The organism is Amycolatopsis sp. WAC 04169, from assembly GCF_003947535.1.
GTDB lineage: Bacteria > Actinomycetota > Actinomycetes > Mycobacteriales > Pseudonocardiaceae > Amycolatopsis > Amycolatopsis keratiniphila.
On record NZ_QHJI01000022.1, the window covers coordinates 13753 to 31092 of the forward strand.

The 17340-nt window shown below is 69.7% G+C and carries 14 protein-coding genes; 7 read left to right on the plus strand and 7 right to left on the minus strand.

What is annotated here, in order from left to right; genetic code table 11:
• Positions 1-120: 120 nt before the first annotated feature.
• On the plus strand, positions 121-717 hold the full coding sequence (gene folE / locus DMC61_RS40365) for a GTP cyclohydrolase I FolE (protein WP_016334671.1): 597 nt from the start codon (positions 121-123) through the stop codon (positions 715-717).
• Here folE and DMC61_RS40370 read toward each other — a convergent pair.
• Positions 707-1948 carry an MFS transporter gene (locus tag DMC61_RS40370; protein WP_125695692.1) on the minus strand — a complete coding sequence of 414 codons (1242 nt, stop codon included), beginning with the start codon at positions 1946-1948 and terminating at the stop codon, positions 707-709. The two genes, folE and DMC61_RS40370, sit on opposite strands and share 11 nt — an antisense overlap.
• Positions 1949-2055: 107 nt before the next feature.
• Between DMC61_RS40370 and DMC61_RS40375 the strand changes: the two genes are divergently transcribed.
• Positions 2056-4611: a P-loop NTPase fold protein gene (locus DMC61_RS40375; protein ID WP_125695693.1), complete on the plus strand. Its 2556-nt coding sequence runs from the start codon at positions 2056-2058 to the stop codon at positions 4609-4611.
• Here the strand turns inward: DMC61_RS40375 and DMC61_RS40380 are convergent.
• Positions 4542-5267, minus strand: a complete 726-nt coding sequence (locus DMC61_RS40380; RefSeq protein ID WP_199750226.1) for a flavin reductase family protein — start codon at positions 5265-5267, stop codon at positions 4542-4544. The genes DMC61_RS40375 and DMC61_RS40380 overlap by 70 nt on opposite strands.
• 256 nt (positions 5268-5523) lie before the next feature.
• On the opposite strand from DMC61_RS40380, the gene DMC61_RS40385 reads away from it, so the two are divergent.
• Positions 5524-7593, plus strand: a complete 2070-nt coding sequence (locus DMC61_RS40385) for an AMP-binding protein (protein WP_125695694.1) — start codon at positions 5524-5526, stop codon at positions 7591-7593.
• Positions 7594-7687: 94 nt separating this feature from the next.
• On the opposite strand, the gene DMC61_RS40390 is transcribed toward DMC61_RS40385, so the two are convergent.
• Complete coding sequence (locus DMC61_RS40390; protein ID WP_125695695.1) at positions 7688-9313, minus strand: AMP-binding protein; 1626 nt, start codon at positions 9311-9313, stop codon at positions 7688-7690.
• A 107-nt stretch (positions 9314-9420) separates the two neighbouring features.
• On the opposite strand from DMC61_RS40390, the gene DMC61_RS40395 reads away from it, so the two are divergent.
• Positions 9421-10236, plus strand: a complete 816-nt coding sequence (locus DMC61_RS40395; protein WP_016334677.1) for a helix-turn-helix transcriptional regulator — start codon at positions 9421-9423, stop codon at positions 10234-10236.
• 1 nt (position 10237) lies between these two features.
• On the opposite strand, the gene DMC61_RS40400 is transcribed toward DMC61_RS40395, so the two are convergent.
• Positions 10238-10816: a hypothetical protein gene (locus DMC61_RS40400; RefSeq protein ID WP_125695696.1), complete on the minus strand. Its 579-nt coding sequence runs from the start codon at positions 10814-10816 to the stop codon at positions 10238-10240.
• A gap of 105 nt (positions 10817-10921) precedes the next feature.
• Between DMC61_RS40400 and DMC61_RS40405 the strand changes: the two genes are divergently transcribed.
• Positions 10922-11899: a GlxA family transcriptional regulator gene (locus tag DMC61_RS40405; RefSeq protein ID WP_125695697.1), complete on the plus strand. Its 978-nt coding sequence runs from the start codon at positions 10922-10924 to the stop codon at positions 11897-11899.
• Between the two features lie 64 nt (positions 11900-11963).
• Positions 11964-12950, plus strand: a complete 987-nt coding sequence (locus tag DMC61_RS40410) for an alpha/beta fold hydrolase (protein ID WP_125695698.1) — start codon at positions 11964-11966, stop codon at positions 12948-12950.
• Between the two features lie 168 nt (positions 12951-13118).
• Here the strand turns inward: DMC61_RS40410 and DMC61_RS40415 are convergent, their stop codons facing one another.
• Positions 13119-14084, minus strand: a complete 966-nt coding sequence (locus DMC61_RS40415) for a DUF6528 family protein (RefSeq protein ID WP_125695699.1) — start codon at positions 14082-14084, stop codon at positions 13119-13121.
• A 76-nt stretch (positions 14085-14160) separates the two neighbouring features.
• The gene (locus tag DMC61_RS40420; protein ID WP_125695700.1) at positions 14161-15117 is read right to left on the minus strand and encodes a hypothetical protein; all 957 of its coding nucleotides are present in this window, start codon (positions 15115-15117) and stop codon (positions 14161-14163) included.
• Positions 15118-15294: 177 nt separating this feature from the next.
• On the opposite strand from DMC61_RS40420, the gene DMC61_RS40425 reads away from it, so the two are divergent.
• Complete coding sequence (locus DMC61_RS40425) at positions 15295-15570, plus strand: dsRBD fold-containing protein (RefSeq protein ID WP_228688146.1); 276 nt, start codon at positions 15295-15297, stop codon at positions 15568-15570.
• A gap of 7 nt (positions 15571-15577) precedes the next feature.
• Here DMC61_RS40425 and DMC61_RS40430 read toward each other — a convergent pair whose 3' ends face one another.
• Positions 15578-17317, minus strand: coding sequence for a GAF domain-containing sensor histidine kinase (locus DMC61_RS40430; protein WP_125695701.1), 1740 nt, complete (start codon positions 17315-17317; stop codon positions 15578-15580).
• Positions 17318-17340: the final 23 nt, after the last annotated feature.

Genomic DNA, 17340 nt, shown 5'->3' on the forward strand with positions numbered 1-17340 from the left:
TCAACCGGCGGAACAGCCTGGATCAGGGATCTACCATGTAAGATGAGCCCGCGGGTGGCAAAACACCCAAAAGTCTTGGTTAAATAACCACTGGGGACCACGTCCAGCCTAGGAGGCCCAATGTCCACTCCCGCCTTGCGCGTTGTGCATGAAACCGGGCCGGGGCCGGACCTGGTGGCCGCCGAGGCAGCGGCCGCCGATCTCCTCACCGCGCTGGGCATCCCGCTGGACTCCGAGAGCCTCCGCGGCACGCCGGGCCGCATGGCGCGCGCGTACGCCGAGCTGTTCACCCCTCGGCCGTTCGACCTCACGACCTTTCCCAACGACGAGGGCTACGACGAACTCGTCCTCGCCAGGGGAATCCCGGTCCGGTCGGTCTGCGAGCACCACCTGCTGCCGTTCGTCGGCGTCGCGCATGTGGGTTATCTGCCCGGCGACCGGATCCTCGGCCTGTCCAAGCTGGCGAGGATCGTCGAGCATTTCGCTTGCCGCCCCCAGGTTCAGGAGCGCCTGACGAAGCAGGTCGCGGACTGGCTCGAAGAGCAGCTCGAACCCCGCGGCGTCGGTGTGGTGATCGAAGCGGAGCACTCGTGCATGACGTTGCGCGGGGTCCAGGCCGTCGGGTCGAGCACCGTCACCTCCACCCTGCTCGGCACGCTCCGCGAAGACGCCCGCTCCCGGCAGGAGTTCTTCGCTCTCACCGGTATCAACGGCTGACAGCGGGCTCTTCCGCGTAGGCCGCGGAGACGACTGCACGGTCGAACACCCGCCAAGTGAGCGCGGAAACGAGCACCGCCACCACGAAACCGGCCCAGTACGGCGTCGTCAGCCCGAACTTCGACGCCACCGCCCCGCCGAGCAACGCGCCGACGCAATTGCCGCCCGCGATGATGAACAGGCTGGTGCTACCGACCCGGCCGAGCATGTCCGGCGGGGTGAGCCGTTGCCGCAGGGAGCTGCCGACGATGCCCCACAGCGCACCGTGCACCCCGAACAGGAACAACGTCACCCCGACCACCGGCGCGTTCGTGCTCGTCGCCAGCACCAGATGGGTCGCGGCCTCGATCAGCAGCCCGATCCGCAACGTCCAGGTCGGTGTGCACCACGCGATCAGCCGGTCCCCGGTGACCGAGCCGAGCAACCCGCCCACCGCCATGCAGGTGAAGAGCAGGCCGTATCCGACGGCACCCAGCTGGAGCCGCTCCTTCGCCAGCAACACCAGCACCGAGGTCGCCGCGACGAGTGTCAGGTTCAGCATGCCGATCAGCCCGACCATGGTCCGCAGCAGCCGCTGACCGGCCAGCCACCGAAATCCCTCGGCCACCTCCGACCGCATCGAACGGCGCACGCCGGGATCGTCGCCGGGGCGCGAGCGGTAGGCACCGGCGATGAGCCCGAGCAGCAGGGCACTGACCGCGTACGTGCCGGCGTTGACGTAGAACGGGATGCTCGCCGCGATGCCGAACAGGAATCCGCTCAGCGGACCGGAAAGCATGCCGTGGGACAGCGTCGTCCCCGCGTACAGCCGTCCGTTCGCCCGCTCCAGCAACGACTTCGGGACGATGGCGGGCAGCATCGCCCCGCTCGCCGTCCGGAACACGACCTCACTCGCGTTGATCACGAAAAGGACCGAATACAGCAGGGCGATTTCGACGTCCCCCGCCGTGATCGCGACGGCCAGCAGCGCGACGACGGGTACGCGGATCCAATCCAGGATGATCATCAGCTTCCGCCGGTCCACCCTGTCGACCAGCACCCCGCCCGGCAGCGCGAAGAGCAGCCAAGGCAACCACGCCACCGCGAATCCGCCCGAGACCACGAGCGGTTCGTCCGTGCGGGAAGCGATCAGCAGTGGCGCCGCCACCGTGGCGAGCCCACTGCCCAGCGCGGACGTCGTACTGGCCGCCCAGAGCTTCACGTACCTGCCGTCCAACCGCTCCCCAGTCATGAGATCGAACGTAGCGACCGGTGACCGAGCGGATGCGGAGTTTCACCCACAGCTGAGTACTCGCCCTCTAGACTGCCCTTCCGTTCGGCCTTGGGAGGGGACCACGGATGGTGCTGGTGCGCGACGTCGATCCGGCGATTCTGCTGAAGAACCTGCCCATCGGCGGGGAGTTGCACCCCTACCTTCCGCGGGATGTCGATCAGGACGTCCGGGCCGCGTTGTCGGCCGCCCCGTTCACGCTGATCGTCTACGAGCACAACTCGGGAGTCCGGCGGACCGCCTACGAGGCGCTGCTGGCGTCGTACCCGGACTACGAACTGATCGTCAAGCCGCGGAGCACCGACCTCGCTCGCCAGCGGGGTGCGGCCACCGCCGTCGTCTGGCTGGACGGCGAGCTGGACGTGAACACCGGGCTTTCCCGCTCGCTGGCGGCCTGGCTTCGACAGAACACCGCTCGCCGGGCGCTGGGAGTCATCCGGGAAGACCGGTACGAGAGCGAGGTGCTGCGAGAGGCCCTCGACCCTCTTCGCCCCACCATCGTGCGACTCGCCGCCGGCCTTTCCGGCGGCGAGCGTTTCGTCGCCGACCAGATGTTCCCCGAAGCCGCGCCTGTCCGTCAGGCCGGGCAGCTCGCCGGCCTGCCCGCCAAATCACGGCCGCCGAAGCCGATCCAATCCCCGGACCCGTTCGCCGCCCACGTCGCCGATTACCGGCCGGATACCGACGACGGCGTCGACCGCCTCGGCATCGGCACCGACGTGCGCATGCTCGCCGACCTGGTGGTCTCCCGGATGATCACCCCTCCCCTGTCGATCGGCCTGTTCGGCAGCTGGGGTTCGGGCAAGAGCTTCTTCATGCGGCAGATGCAGCTGCGCGTCCGCGAACTCGCCGATTCGGCGCGGGAGGCCGAAATCGAGGCGGGCGCGCACGGGAAGTCCGTGTCGTCCTACTGTTCGAGTGTCCGTCAGATCAGCTTCAACGCCTGGCACTACAGCGAAGCGAACCTGCTCGCCAGCCTCGCCACGCATATCTTCGACAACCTCGCCGCGAGCGGTGCCGAGAACGACCTCCAGCGCCAGGCCGATCTGCTCGCGGAGCGCCGCAAGACCGAGAAGACCCTGCTCGGCAGGCTCAGCGCGGTCCGCCTCGAACGCAGAACCCTGACGGCACAGCAGAAACAAGCGAGCCGGAGGCGACGGAAACCGCGCGAGTACGTCCGCGCCGTCTTCGACAGCCTCACCGACGCGGACAAGGCGTGGATCGCCTCCAGGATCGGTGTCGACCGGCCGACCGCCGAAGACCTCGAACGGCTGGCCCAGGAAACCGGCGGGCTGCGTTCGGACGTCGCCGAATTCTGGCGACGGCTCCGGCAGGACCCCGTCCCGCTGCTGGTCCTGATCGGCGGGCTGGTGACGGTACTGGTCGTCACGCTGCTCGTCGGCCGGTCGCAGGTGTCCGGCGTGCTCGGCGGGCTCACGGTGGTGAGTTCCGCGCTGACCATCGTCCTGCGGATGCGCGCCAGCGCGGAACGGATCCACCAGGCGCTGGACAAACTCGGCGGTCCGTCCGAAGAGGACGAAGAGACCGAGCGGCGCCTCGCCGAACTGGACGCGGAATCCGACCGGCTCGAAAAGGCGGTCGCCGAACTCGCGCCGGGGCTGGACCTCGTGTCGTTCGCCGAGTCCCGGGTCTCGGACTACGTCGAGCATCTGGGCGTGGTTTCCTTGCTGCGCAAGGATCTCGAAACGTTCGCGACGATGCTCGCCGAGGTGCCGCACGGTTCCGGCAAGATCGAGCGGACCGTGCTCTACATCGACGACCTCGATCGCTGCCCGCCCAAGGTGGTCGTCCAGGTCCTCGAAGCCATCCACCTCCTGCTGGCCTTGCCGGTGTTCGTCGTCGTGGTGGGGGTCGACTCCCGGTGGCTCAAGAAGGCCGTCGAGCAGCATTACGAGCAGATGCTCGGCGACGACCCGGAAACCTTCGCCGAGAACTACCTCGAAAAGATCTTCCAGGTGCCGTTCACGTTGTCCCCCATGGACGATCCAGGGTTCGCGGGGCTCGTGCGCGGGCTCGCCGAAACCGAGGCCCCGGATTCCACCCCGGCGCCCGCACCCGCCGGAACGGGTCGGGCCACCGGCGACCGCCCTCCGGCGACGGTCGCTCCGTCTCTTCCCTCGGAAGAACCGGCACCGTCGTCCGAGCAGTCCACAATAGACGTTCGCCCTCCTCGTCTGGTGATCTCTTCGGCCGAGCTGGACTTCCTGCCGACGCTGGCCCCGTTCATCCGGTCACCGCGGGCCGCGAAGCGACTGCTGAACCTGTATCGCCTGCTACGAGCGCGCTTCTCCGGAGAGGAACTGGCCGGCTTCCTCGCCGACGGCGACCGCGAGGCACCGTTCCGCGCGGTGCTGGTGCTGCTCGCGGTCCACGTCGGGCATCCGGACGCCGTCCGGTGGTTCACCAACCTCGACGGGACGGATCCCGGCGACAGCGCCCTCGAGGTCGTGTCGTCGATGAACGACCACGAACTGCGGCCGAAGCTCGAACGCGGCCTGTCCGGCGACTCGTGGCCACTGCTCGCCGGGTCCTATCAGCGCTGGCTGCCGTTGGTGAACCGGTTTTCGTTCGCCCGCGAACGCTCGATGTCGGGCCCGCGGTAGAGCCGCTCCGGGATCTTCGCCAGTGTCGACGGATGGACCTGCGGACCGAGGCCGTAAAGCTTCTGGAAGCTCATGATCAGCGGCCGCCACCGGTCGGGGTCGATCCGGTCTTCGGTGCCCGGCATCCGCACGTCGTCGTGAACGTGGACGCGCTGGACGCGCACCTCGAACACGAGCACGCCGCCGCGTTGTTTCGGATCGTCCTCGGCGAGGGGGTGCACGGCCTCGACGACGGCCTCCATCGTCACCGGGCATTCCGCGACGCGGGGCGGCCGGACCGTCTCCGAGCCGACCGGGGTCAGCCCGGCGCGGACGAACTTGTCCGGTTCGTGCCGGTAGCCGCGTTCGTACTTACGGGACGGGACCGGATCGGCTCCGGTGGTCAGCGCCAGCCGGTCGACGGCGGCCGCCAGCGCGTCGGAAGGGAGATTCAGAACACATTCACGGTTGCGCATGAGATTCTGCGCCGTCTTGGATTTCGCGCCCAGCCCGAGCATGCCCCGCCAGCCGAGCCAGAACGCCGACGACATCGGGGCCAGGTTCGCGGTGCCTGCCTGGTCGACCGTCGAAAGGAGCACCACCGGGGTGCCGAAGTAGAGGATTCCGGGCTCGATACGGGTGTGCGCGGCCTCGGCCGCCGTCGTGGAAATTGTCACGTTCGTCAGCTTCGCCGCCTCGCGCAACGGAGGCTGGCGAGAATCGGACGTCGCGATCAACACCGTCGGCGGAGGGCAGAGCACCGTCCGAGCACTTACCCTCTTCCGAGACGGTTCCCTTGGGCGGACGCGAACCCGCGGTCGTTCGGAGTATTGCGTTCGGCCGATTGCTGGTAGGTTCGCCGAACTTGAACGACGAAGGAGGCGCCGGCAGCTGCCCGGTCAACACCCGAACGCGCGTGGTGAGGCGAATCGCATGCGAGACGATGTGGTCCAGGCGAGCTCGATTCTCGGGCATTCCCCCGGCCAGGTTTGGGAAGTGATCGGCGATCCCGAGTCCTACTCGAGGTTCGTCGCGGAGATCAGCTGGTGCGAGATCCAGCGTCCCGCCGAACGCGGGCGCGGCCCGAGATGCCTTGTCCGGCTGGAACCGCGGCCGGGAACGCTCGTCGTCGGCGACATCGAGGCCCGCGTCTGGCGGCCGGGCGAACACGTCGTGTGGTGCGGTGTCGAGAACGACGGCATCTGGGTCTCGGTCGAGCTGCGGCAGGTTCCAAATGGCGGCACGGAACTCCTCGCGCAGCTGATGCTTCCCGCGCCGCACTCCCCTCTCGTGTCCGCCGCGTCCTTCAAACGCACCGTCCGCGCCGCGGCCCGGCGGATCGATCTGCACCTTTCGGGCCGGGCGGCGTCACCCCAGGACGAACCGGCGCACACCAAGGCCACCACACTGCACACGGCGAGCACGCTGATCAAGGCCGGAGTGCTCGCGGCCGCGCGGCCGGACAAGATCGCGCGGCAGCTCACCTCGCTTTCGCAGTGGGGCGCCACCGTCGCCGGCGGATACTCGGCCAACGCCGCCCGCGTCCCCGAAGAAGTCGCACTGCACGACGAACGCAACGTCCGGACGTTCAAGCAGGCGGCCGATCGCAGCAATCAGCTCGCGAACGCGCTGGCGGCCCGCGGCGTGCGCGCCCGCGACCGGATCGCCTTGCTGTGCCGCAATCACGCCGCGATGGTCGAGTCGCTGATCGCGTGCAGCAAACTCGGCGTGGACGCGATCCTGCTCAACACCGGGCTTTCCGCCGGCGCGGTCGCGGACGTGATCGGGCTGCACAAACCGGTCGCGGTGCTCGCCGACGACGAGTTCTCGCGGGTCATCGCCGACATCCCCGGCGATTTCCTGCGGTTGTCCACCTGGCCGGAGACCGAGAACGGCTACCCGACGATCGATCAGTTCATCGCCGGCGTCCCCGCCACCAAACTCAAACCGGTGGACCGGATCGGCAGGCTCGTCGTGCTGACCTCGGGCACCACCGGAACTCCGAAAGGCGCACGCCGTCCGACGCCGAAGGGACTGTCGACGTCGGCCGCCATGCTCGACCGCATTCCGCTCCATTCCGGAGACCGTTTCGTCGTGGCCGCACCGCTGTTCCACAGCTGGGGGCTCGCCGGGATGCAGATCGGGATGGCCGTGCGGGCGTCGCTGTCGCTGATCCGCCGGTTCGACGCCGAAGAGATCCTGCGGACCATCGCCGAACACCGGTGCGGCGTGCTGTTCGCCGTGCCCATCATGTTGCAGCGCATTCTCGACCTGCCGGAACGGATCCGCACCCGCTACGACCTCTCGTCGCTGCGGATCGTCGCCAGCAGCGGATCCGCGCTGCCGGGCACGATCGTCACCGAGTTCATGGACACCTTCGGCGACGTGCTCTACAACTTCTACGGCTCCACAGAGGTTTCGTGGGCCAGCATCGCCACGCCCGAGGACCTGCGCGCCGCGCCGACCACCGCCGGCCGCTGCCCGCCGGGCACCCGCGTCGCCATCCTCGACGACGACCACAACCGCGTCCCGCCGGGCTGGGAGGGACAGATCTTCGTCGGCAACGACATGCTGTTCGAGGGCTACACCGACGGCGCCAGCGTGCCCCGGGCGGAGAACCTGATGGCGACCGGCGACGTCGGCTACCAGGACGCCGCCGGCCGCCTCTTCGTCACCGGCCGGGCGGACGAGATGATCGTGTCCGGTGGGGAGAACGTGTCCCCGCGCCCGGTCGAGGAGGCCATCGTCGCCCTCCCCGGCGTCCACGAAGCCGCCGTGATCGGCGTGCCGGATCGCGAGTTCGGGCAACGGTTCGCGGCGTACATCGTCCCGAAACGCGGCGCGCGGATGAGCGCGGACGACGTCCGCGCCTACATCCACCACCGCCTGGCCCGCTTCGCGGTCCCGCGGGACGTGTACTTCGTCGAGGAACTGCCCCGGAACGCGACCGGAAAGGTGCTCAAGCGGTTGCTACGGGACGAAACCTGGCCGATCGATCAGTGAGCGGAGCCGCAACTCGCGTGTTTGAAGGCGGATCACGCGTGATTGGGGGCGCAACACGGTGTTGCGCCCCCAATCACGCGAGTTACGCCTCCGATCACGCGAGTTCCGAGTCGGCGTGCCGCTTCCGCAGGAGGAATCGCTGGATCTTCCCGCTGGGCGTCTTGGGCAGCTCCGGCACGAAACGCACTTCACGCGGATAGGCATGCGCGGCGAACCGGGTCTTCACCAGCTGCTGCAGTTCGGAAACCAGTGCGGCATCGGCGGAAACGCCGTCGCGCGTCACCACGTACGCCACGACCACCTCGCCGCGCAGCTCGTCCGGGACGCCGATCACGGCGCATTCGGCCACCGCGGAATGCTGCTGCAGAACGCTTTCCACGTCGAACGGGCCGATGCGGTAGCCGGCCATCAGGATGACGTCGTCGTCCCGCGACGCGAAGGTGAGGTAACCGGAGGCGTCCTTGGCTGCCACGTCGCCGGTGTAGTACCAGCGGCCGTCGGGGCTGAAGCGCGCGGCGGTGCGCTCGGGGGCGTCGCGGTAGCTGCGGAACCACACCAGCGGACTCGCCGAGAGGTCCACGGCGACGCGTCCGCGTTCGCCCGGCTCGGCCACCACGTCGGCGTCCTCGCGGAGGACCTCGACGGCGAAGCCCGGCAGGACCCGTCCCATCGAACCGGGCTTGACCTCCGAGCGGAGGTCCGGATGCCACGCGTTGCCGACCACCATGCCGAGTTCCGTCTGTCCATAGTGGTCGTAAACGCCGACACCGAGCTTCGACTCCGCCCACTCCAGGACGTCCGGGGTCAGCGGTTCGCCCGCCGACGAACAGTGCCGCAGCCGCAGGCCGTCCGGCACCGGGGCGGCCGAATTCCGGAGCGCGCGGTACACCGTTGGCGCGGCGGCGAAGTTGGTGACGCCGTACTTCTCCAGCACCGCCCAGGTCAGCTCGGCCGAGAAACCCGCGTGCAGCAACAGGCTCCGCCTGCCGGTCGCCATCGGGGTCATGATCGCGTAGTACAGACCGTAGGCCCAGCCCGGGTCGGCGGCGTTCCAGAACACGTCGTCGGCGCGGACGTCGAGCGCGAAGTCCTGGTACGCCTGGAAACCCGCGAGCGCGCGGAGGGGGATCGGGACGGCTTTGGGCGTGCCCGTGGTCCCGGAGGTGAACAGCTCGACCAGGACTCCGGCCCCACCGGTCTCCGCGGCTCCCGACAGCGGCGCGGCGCCGGCCAGCATCTCGCGGAACGACAGGTCGCCGTCCTCGCCGTCACCGACCACCACGATCCGCCGCGACGGGTCGGCGGGCAGATCGGCGGACGGCGTCAGCTTCGAACGCTGGTTGGCGTCGGCGATGACGACCTTCGTGCCGTTGCCGGTGATGCGCAGCGCGATGGCGGGCGGCGCGAACGCGGTGAACAGCGGGACGTGCACCGCGCCCAGCCGCCAGATCGCGAGCAGTGCCACCACGAGTTCCGCGGACTTGCCCATCAGCGTCGCCACCCGGTCCCCTGGCCCGATCCCGAGTTCGAGCAGCGCCCCGGCGAACCGTTCCGACCGTTCACGCAGCTCGCCGTAGGTGAGGTCCACACTGGTCAGATCGGCCTCGACCACGGTGAACGCGACCGCCTCCGCCGGATGCCGGTCGCACAACAGCGTCGCCGCACTGGCCCGCTCGTCGTCGTAGACCTCGAGCAACCGCCGGACGTGAGCTTCGGTCATCGTTTCTCCCGGGGCATGGCGAAGGCGTACAGTTCCGGAAATCGTGCGGGCGGGCCCGACCTGCCCACCACCCCCGATCGAGGGGGATCACCGAGGAGGGTGAGCCGATGCCGGTCGACGACGCCCAGCTGCTCGGCGCGGTCTCGGACCTGCGCCGGGACACCGGCCTGCCGGTCGGTTTCGCCGGGATCGCCGGCACCTCGCCGCGGATGCGCCTGACCGCGTTCCTCGGCAACCGGGGCACCGCGCTGAACGGTCTGTCCGTCCGCGCGGGCTGCGGCCTCGGCGGCAAGGCGCTCGCGCTGACCAGGCCGGTGGTCGCCAACGACTACCACCGCGCCACCACGATCAGTCACGACTACGACGAGCCGGTCCGCGACGAGGGCATCCACTCGGTGGTCGCCATCCCGGTCGTCGTGCGCCGTCGCGTCCGCGCCGTGCTCTACGGCGGCCTGCGTGACGAGGCGACCCTTTCCGACCGGACCATCACCGCCGCCCTGCACGCCGCGCGCGATCTCGAACAGACGCTGGCCGTCGAGGACGAGATCGAGAAGCGGCTGGCCGAGGCACAGCCGCTGGCCGAACATCGTGAGGAGGCCGCGCCGCGTGAGCGCCTTCGCGAGGTCTACGCGGAATTACGGGCGCTCTCCGGCCAGATCGGTGACGGCGTTCTCCGTGACCGCCTCGACGCGGTGTGCGAGAACCTCACCGGCGCGGTTTCCCCGGCACTGCGCCTCGCGCCGCGGGAACTGGACACCGTCTCACTCGTCGCGCTCGGGCTGACGAACGCCGAGATCGCGCACCGGCTGGGCCTGACCGCGGAGACGGTCAAGAGCTACCTGCGGGACGCGATGCGCAAACTCGACGCGACCTCGCGGTTGCAGGCCGTCACGCACGCGCGCCGGGCGGGGCTGCTCCCCTGACTCACCCCGCGGGAACGGGCGAGACCGAGGAAATGCAGTACTTGTCGCCCGCCTCTCGCCGGACCTCCATCGTCCCGTTGTGGGGCTCGGTCCGGTCCAGGGTGCCGGTCATCGTCACCATGATCAGGTCCGGGCTCACCTCGCGAGGATCCTTCGCGCTGAGCGACGCGTTGCGGTCGCCGTACTCCTTCGCGGCCTGACGGACCTTGTCCTTGGCGTCCGCACAGGCCGACTCGGCGGCCTTGTCGGGCTCGTCGCCGAACACCGCGAGGATGAACTTGCCCGCGAGCACCGGGCCCCAGTTGAGCTGCAACGGGGTCTGCGTCGCCTTGGCCGAGCTCGAAGACTTGCCGTCACTCAGCAGGAAGCCGGGCGCGACGAACGCGAGGATCACGAAGACGACCACCACGAGCGCGCCACCGCCGGCGATCAAGCCGATCAGCAGGCCGTTGCCCTTCTTCGGCGGCGGGTACCCCTGCTGCGGATAACCCTGCTGGGGATACTGCTGGTGCGGGTATTGCTGCTGGGGATACTGCTGCGGATGCCACTGCGGCCCTTGCGGCCCCTGCGGATACGACATCGACGGTTCCTTCCCCCGGCCGGCTGGTGCGCGAGGAATCTACCGTCCCCTTCGGACAGTCGAAAACCGGCTCCATCGCAGGTCGGGTCTCCCTAGAATCGACCCATGAGACGGCTGGCCGTGGTGGTCTTCAACGGGGCGTCGCTCGGCGCGATGTCCTTCGCGTTCGGGGTGTTCGAGATGGCTTCGGCCTTCGGCGAGCTGCCCGACCTGGACCTCAAGGTCGTCGGCGGCGAACCGGGCACCGCGCTGCGGGGCGGCGGCCTGACCGTCCCGGTCCCCGAAGACCTCGACGCGGTCCGGAACGCGGACCTGGTGCTGGTCCCCAACTGGCGGTCGCCGATGGAGGATCCGCCGGAAGCGGCGCTGGCGGCTCTCCGCGCGGCGCACGACCGAGGCGCCCGGGTGGCCGGACTGTGCAGCGGAGCCTTCGTGCTGGCCGCCGCCGGACTGCTCGACGGGCGCCCCGCGACCACGCACTGGGCGATGGCGCCGCTGCTCGCGGCCCGGTTCCCCGCCGTCCGCCTCGACGAGTCGGTGCTCTACATCGACGACGGCGACATCCTGACCGCGGGCGGCGGCGCGGCGGGCATGGACCTCGGCCTGCACCTGATCCGCTCCTGGTGCGGCGCGGAGGTGGCGAACCGGCTGGCGAAGGGCATGGTCGTCCCGCCGCACCGGCCCGGCGGGCAGGCGCAGTACATCGAATCGCCGATGCCGGAACTCGACGAGGGCGACCCGGTGTCGGAGACGATGGCCTGGGCGCTGACCAGGCTGGACACGGCGCTCCCGGTCGACGAACTCGCCAGGCGGGCGCATATGAGCAGGCGCAACTACGACCGCCGGTTCCGCGAGATCACCGGCGCCGCACCCGGCACGTGGCTCACACATCAGCGCGTCATCCGCGCTCAGCAACTGCTCGAATCCACCGATCTCCCGGTCGACGAGATCGCCAGGTACTGCGGGTTCTCCTCGTCCGCGGCGCTCCGGCCGCATTTCCGCCGCCAGGTCGGCGTCACGCCGGTGTCGTATCGGGAGACGTTCGGGACCAGGCTGGGCGTGCCGGAACCCATGCTGTCCTGAAACAGACCCCGGTTGGCGAAAACACCACTCACGGCGGGTGCCGCCGCCGGGCCACGATCAGGACATGACCGAAAACAGCCGTTCCTTCCTCAACCGCCGGTCCATGCTCACCCTCGGCGCGGGGGCCGCGGCCGCGCTGGTGGCCTCGGGTGGCGTCGCCGAGGCGAGCAGGCCGACCGCCTCCGACGCCGAACTCGCGCGGTCGCTGCCCGGCGGTTTCCGCAGCGAGTACGCCCAGGTCAACGGGGTCCGGCTGCACTACGTCGCCGGCGGCCGGGGTGAACCGCTGATCCTGCTGCCGGGCTGGCCGGAGACCTGGTGGCAGTACCGCAAGGTCATGCCGGAGCTGGCGAAGCGGTACCGCGTGATCGCCGTCGACCTGCGGGGCATGGGCGGCTCGGACAAGCCCCAAGGCGGGTACGACAAGAAGACGATGGCCCGCGACATCTTCGAACTCGTCCGCGCGCTGGGCCACCGGCAGGCGCATATCGCCGGGCACGACATCGGCGCCATGGTCGCGTTCGCCTTCGCCGCCAACCACGCCGAAGCCACGAAGACCGTCACGCTCATGGACGTCTCCCACCCCGACGAGAGCCTGTACCAGCTCCCGATGCTGGCCCCGCCGGGGCAGCCGGTGAACGTCTGGTGGTTCGCCTTCAACCAGGTCGCGACGCTGCCCGAGCAGCTGCTGGCCGGCCGGTCGCGCTTCCTCGTCGACTGGATGTTCGACCACCTGGCGGCCGACCCGGCCTCGATCGGGAGCCGGGACCGGGCCATCTACGCCGCCGCGTACGACCGCCCGGACGCCATCCGCGCCGGGAACGGCTGGTACCAGGCTTTCGGCCAGGACATCGAGGATCAGAAGGCGTACGGGAAGGTCACCGCGCCCATGCTGGGGCTGGGGTCGGAATTCAACTACGACTACCTCGCCGCCGTCCTGCCGTCCAAGGCGGCCGACGTCCGGGTGCGGAAGGTCGCCGGTTCGGGCCACTTCGTCGCCGAGGAGCAGCCGCGGACGGTCATCGACGAGTTGCGGTCCTTCCTCGGGTGAGGCGTATACCCCGAATGGGTCAACGCCGCGCGCCGAGCGGGCCGATTCACTCGGTCAGGTGAAAGACGCGGCGACGCGTCATTCTCGCGGCGAGGTCCCGTCTTCTCTGGTGTGTCGGTACCGGCCGGGCAGCCCCCCGAACGGCCGGTACCGACATGGAAGTTCAGCTCAACCGATCCACCAGCGGGCCTTGTAGATCCACGCGCCGTGCAGCGCCAGCTCGGCGCGTGGAAAGGCCAGCCGGACGGTGTCCGTGCACCAGGTGCACAGATGACCTTCCTGCACCGACGCCGTCAGGATCTGCCCGGTCCGCGGGTTCGTCGACACACTCTTCACATGCGGTCGGTCGATCTCCCGGGCACCCGCGTAGCGCTGGTTGAACCCACCACTCGTCTTCGAGAACTGGTACACGCCCGCTTCCGTCGTCACCCACAGCAGATCCGGCCGGTCCGGGACCGGCTGGAGGTCGTGCCCGCCCTTGGTCGGCACAGGGACGGACCACTGCTCGGTGAGGACCGGAGCGGCGGGCGTCCCGCCGACGCTCAACGCGACGAGCGCGTCCGTGCCCAGGGCCCACAACACGTTCCGGCCGGCGTCCCACACCACGCCGTGCGCCCCCACCAGCCGGTATTCGGTGTAGGTCGTCGAGCGCTGCCCCTGTGAAGCGGTGTAGACCCGCACCCAGCCGCCGGTGCTGGCCGCCACCGCGACATTCCCGTCCGGCAGCAGTTCGATGCTGTGGGGATTCGCAGGGCCGCCCACGTTCGCGGCCCAGTACGCCCGGTCCCCCGCCGGGTACGGCACGACGGCCGCGAAACCACCCGACGCCGACGTCAGCAGGTACTTCTCGCCGCCTCGTTCGGCGAGCTTCGCGTCGCTCGGGTTGCTCCAGGAGCCCGCCAGGTCCGCCAGCCCGTTGGCGGCGTTCGGTGCCCACGCCCAGCTCACCTTCCGCTCCCGCCAGGAGGCACGGTCGGCGGGCAGGATCAGGATCCGCTTGGACGCCTGCTCGGTGATGACGATCGAGCCGCGATCGCGCCCGGCGGCGTCCGCGTCCGCCACCGCCGGCGCGGACGCCGCGACCGAAAGGCCCGCGATGGCCAGCGCCACCAAGGATTTCCGCATGATCTTCATACCCAGACCGAACCCGCCCGGGATGACCGGTGGGTGGCGGCGATCGGAAACGTGGATGTCGACGAGGTGACTCTGCTCAGAGGCTCGCCTCGGACCGCCGGAACAGCACTTCACCGATCGGACGGCGTGCCGTCATCGGAGCCGGGCGGCCGTATCCGAAGCGCAGCACGGCGTGCGGGCGGCCGAGGTCGGCGAACACCCGGTCCATCGCCGCCCGGGTCTCCGGGGTTTCGAACGGCCTGCCGACGAACGACGTCGCGAGACCGGCGGCCGTCGCGGTCAGCAGTACCCGCTGCAGCACCATTCCCGCCCGCAGGTCCGCGGCGGGCCCGCCGTCGGCGGTGAGGACCGCGCCGAGTACCGGCTCACCGCCCTCGGGTTCGGCGGCGATGAAGGACTCCTGCGCGGGAATGCCGTGCGGTGACGGCGGTCTGGCCGGCGCCTGGACACCGTCCGGCGCGTGGGCCGTCCGCCGCGTCCACAGCGCGACCTCCGCCTGGAACGCGCCGTTGCGCGCCTGCGCGGCCTCGGCCCGGTGGAGCAAGCGCGCGACCGCGTTCGCCCGGTCGCCGCGGCCGAACAGTTCCAGCAGGCCGCCTTCCACCAGTGCCGCCGCGCGCAACGTCGTCCGCGCCCAGACGGGCACCGGCCGGTCCGAGAACGGACGGCGGTTCGTGTGACGGCGGAAGACGACCTCGGCCAGTTTCCGTTCCTCCGGCGACGAGAACCGGTCGCCACCGATCACGAGTTCGGCGAGCAGATCCGGCTCCTCCGGCTTCGGCACCACCCGCAGCGAGACGGTCTTGCCGTTGGACCGCAACGAAACGATCAGGTTGAACAACGCCGCGCCGCACGAAAGCCGCGCCTCGCGAGCGTCCGGGTCGGCGATCCGCAGCACCCTGGCGCGATCGAGCCGCACTTCGATCCGCCTCCGGTCGACGACGAACCGCCACGGCTGGGTGTTGAGCGGGGACGGCGCGCGGACGGCGGCCGCCACCGCCTGGTCGACGTGGGTCGGCAACGGGATCTTCATCGTGGACTCCCAAGGAAAGCGGTTGATCCACCATCCGCCGGGGTATCCGGCGACCGCAGCGGCCGCCGGTCACGAGTTCCGAGGACTTTCGCCCCCGATTCGCGGAGAGCGAGGACCAAGGACCCTGTGCCACGGACGCCCGCGATGAGAGTCTCGATGACCGGAACGGAGCCCACGATGACGGACAAATGGACCATCGACGTGTCCCTGCAGCACGAGCCGTACCGGGTACGCGCGGAAGCATTGCTCCGTCTCGAAGACGGTGGCGAGTTCGTCGGTGTCGGAATCGCGGAGGCCGGACTGAGAAACGGTTCGACCTCCCAGATCGGCGCCTATCTCGCGGTGACCCGGGCGCTTTCGGACCTCACCGCGGAACTGCTGGAGACCGTCGCCTCCGACGTCGCCCGCTCGATCGAAGTCGACGGGCTCCTCGCCACGCCGTCGACGAACTGAACACCGGTCAGCGCAAGGGGGCGGACCAGTCGATCCTGGTTCCGCCCCCTTCGCGCGTCTCCGCCCGGAAGGTACCGCCCGCCTTCTCCGCGCGCTCACGCAGATTCCGCAGCCCGCCGAAACCACCGGATTCGCCGATCCCCGTGCCGTCGTCGGTGACCACGATCCGCAGGACGTCGTCCTTCACCGCGACACTGACCGAAACGCCGCTCGCCCGCGCGTGCCGGACCACGTTGCCTACCGTCTCCCGCACCACGGCCTCGGCGTGTTCGGCGAACGGGAGCGGGATCGAGTCGAGCGGTCCGGAAAGGCTGACCGTCGGATGGATCGGGGTGTCGTCGGTGAGCTCGGTGATCGAGTCGTAGAGGCGATGCCGCAGCCGCACGCCCTGCTGGCCTGCCTCGCCGCCGTGGAGATCGAAGATCGCCGTGCGGATCTCGTGCACGATCTCGTGCATCTGGTCGATGCTCTCGCCGATCCGCCGCCGCAGTTCCGGCGAGTCCGCGCGGCGATGCGTGCTCTGCATGGCGAGACCGACCGCGAACAGCCGCTGGATGACGTGGTCGTGCAGATCCCTGGCGATCCGGTCGCGGTCGGCGAGCACGTCGAGCTCCCTGGCGGTGCGCTGCCGCGCGGCCAGCTGGAGCGCGAGCGCGGCCTGGTCGGCGAACGAGGCCACCACCGGCAGCTGGGCTAGCTCGAACGGGACCGCACCCGCGTTCCGCACCGCCATCAGCACGCCGGACGTCCGTTCCCGCGCGCGGAGCGGCACGACGAGCGTCGGGCCGAGACCGATCTCCCCGTCGGGACCGAGCACCAGTTCCGGGACGCTGCGCGGGGTGCGGTCGCGGTAGACCGCACCGGGCAAGGACGTGGCGACGCAGATCCGCACCCCGGTCAGCTCCGCCGCCCGCGCGCCCGCGCAGACGGCGATGGTGAGTTCGTCGGCCTCTTCCTCGCCGTCCGGGCTGACGTCGAGCCTGCCGGAACCGGGCAGTGCCAGCAAAGTGAGATCGGATCCGGTGAGTTCGAGCGCCCGGCCGGCGATCAGGTTGAGCGCGTCGACGGGGTCGGTGCCACCCAGCAGTTCCGTAGTGACCTCGCTGGTGGCCGCCTGCCACCGCTGGCGGATCCGCGTCTGTTCGTACAGGTGGGCGTTCTCGATCGCTATCCCGGCCGCGGCGGCGAGTGCCTGGACGACCACCTCGTCGTCGTCGGTGAAACTTTCCCCACGTTTCTCGGTGAGGTAGAGATTCCCGAACACCTCGTCGCGGACCCGGATCGGCACGCCGAGGAACGACCGCATCGGCGGATGGCGCGGCGGGAAGCCGACCGACGCGGGATGCCGGGAGATGTCGGCCAGGCGCACCGGTTTCGCCTCGTCGATGACGAAACCCAGCAGGCCGTGACCTTTCGGGAGATGCCCGATCTGTTCCTTCGTTTCGCCGTCGATGCCGTGATACACGAATTCGGCGAGCGAACCGTCGTCCGCGATCACCCCGAGTGCGCCATAAGTGGCTTCGCCGAGATCGATCGCCGCCTGCACGATCCGGTGCAGCGTCGTGTCCAGCTCCAGCCCCGACGCGACCGCGAGCACCGCTTCGAGGAGGCCGTCCATCTTGTCGCGCGTGCCGATGAGCCGCTCGATCCGGTCCTGGAGATCACGCAGCACCTCACGAACCCTCAGCTGGGACAGGGCGCCGGTGATCCGGTCGTCGCTTCCGCCCAGCCGGTCATGAGCCGACATCCTGCTCCGCCTCCGAAGATCGG

What these genes read in the sequence shown, in the direction of transcription:
- folE (WP_016334671.1), top strand. Translation starts at nt 121, where the DNA reads ATGTCCACTCCCGCCTTGCGCGTTGTGCATGAAACCGGGCCGGGGCCG.
- DMC61_RS40370 (WP_125695692.1), bottom strand. Translation starts at nt 1,948, where the DNA reads ATGACTGGGGAGCGGTTGGACGGCAGGTACGTGAAGCTCTGGGCGGCC.
- DMC61_RS40375 (WP_125695693.1), top strand. Translation starts at nt 2,056, where the DNA reads ATGGTGCTGGTGCGCGACGTCGATCCGGCGATTCTGCTGAAGAACCTG.
- DMC61_RS40385 (WP_125695694.1), top strand. Translation starts at nt 5,524, where the DNA reads ATGCGAGACGATGTGGTCCAGGCGAGCTCGATTCTCGGGCATTCCCCC.
- DMC61_RS40390 (WP_125695695.1), bottom strand. Translation starts at nt 9,313, where the DNA reads ATGACCGAAGCTCACGTCCGGCGGTTGCTCGAGGTCTACGACGACGAG.
- DMC61_RS40395 (WP_016334677.1), top strand. Translation starts at nt 9,421, where the DNA reads ATGCCGGTCGACGACGCCCAGCTGCTCGGCGCGGTCTCGGACCTGCGC.
- DMC61_RS40400 (WP_125695696.1), bottom strand. Translation starts at nt 10,816, where the DNA reads ATGTCGTATCCGCAGGGGCCGCAAGGGCCGCAGTGGCATCCGCAGCAG.
- DMC61_RS40405 (WP_125695697.1), top strand. Translation starts at nt 10,922, where the DNA reads ATGAGACGGCTGGCCGTGGTGGTCTTCAACGGGGCGTCGCTCGGCGCG.
- DMC61_RS40410 (WP_125695698.1), top strand. Translation starts at nt 11,964, where the DNA reads ATGACCGAAAACAGCCGTTCCTTCCTCAACCGCCGGTCCATGCTCACC.
- DMC61_RS40415 (WP_125695699.1), bottom strand. Translation starts at nt 14,084, where the DNA reads ATGAAGATCATGCGGAAATCCTTGGTGGCGCTGGCCATCGCGGGCCTT.
- DMC61_RS40420 (WP_125695700.1), bottom strand. Translation starts at nt 15,117, where the DNA reads ATGAAGATCCCGTTGCCGACCCACGTCGACCAGGCGGTGGCGGCCGCC.
- DMC61_RS40425 (WP_228688146.1), top strand. Translation starts at nt 15,295, where the DNA reads ATGACGGACAAATGGACCATCGACGTGTCCCTGCAGCACGAGCCGTAC.
- DMC61_RS40430 (WP_125695701.1), bottom strand. Translation starts at nt 17,317, where the DNA reads ATGTCGGCTCATGACCGGCTGGGCGGAAGCGACGACCGGATCACCGGC.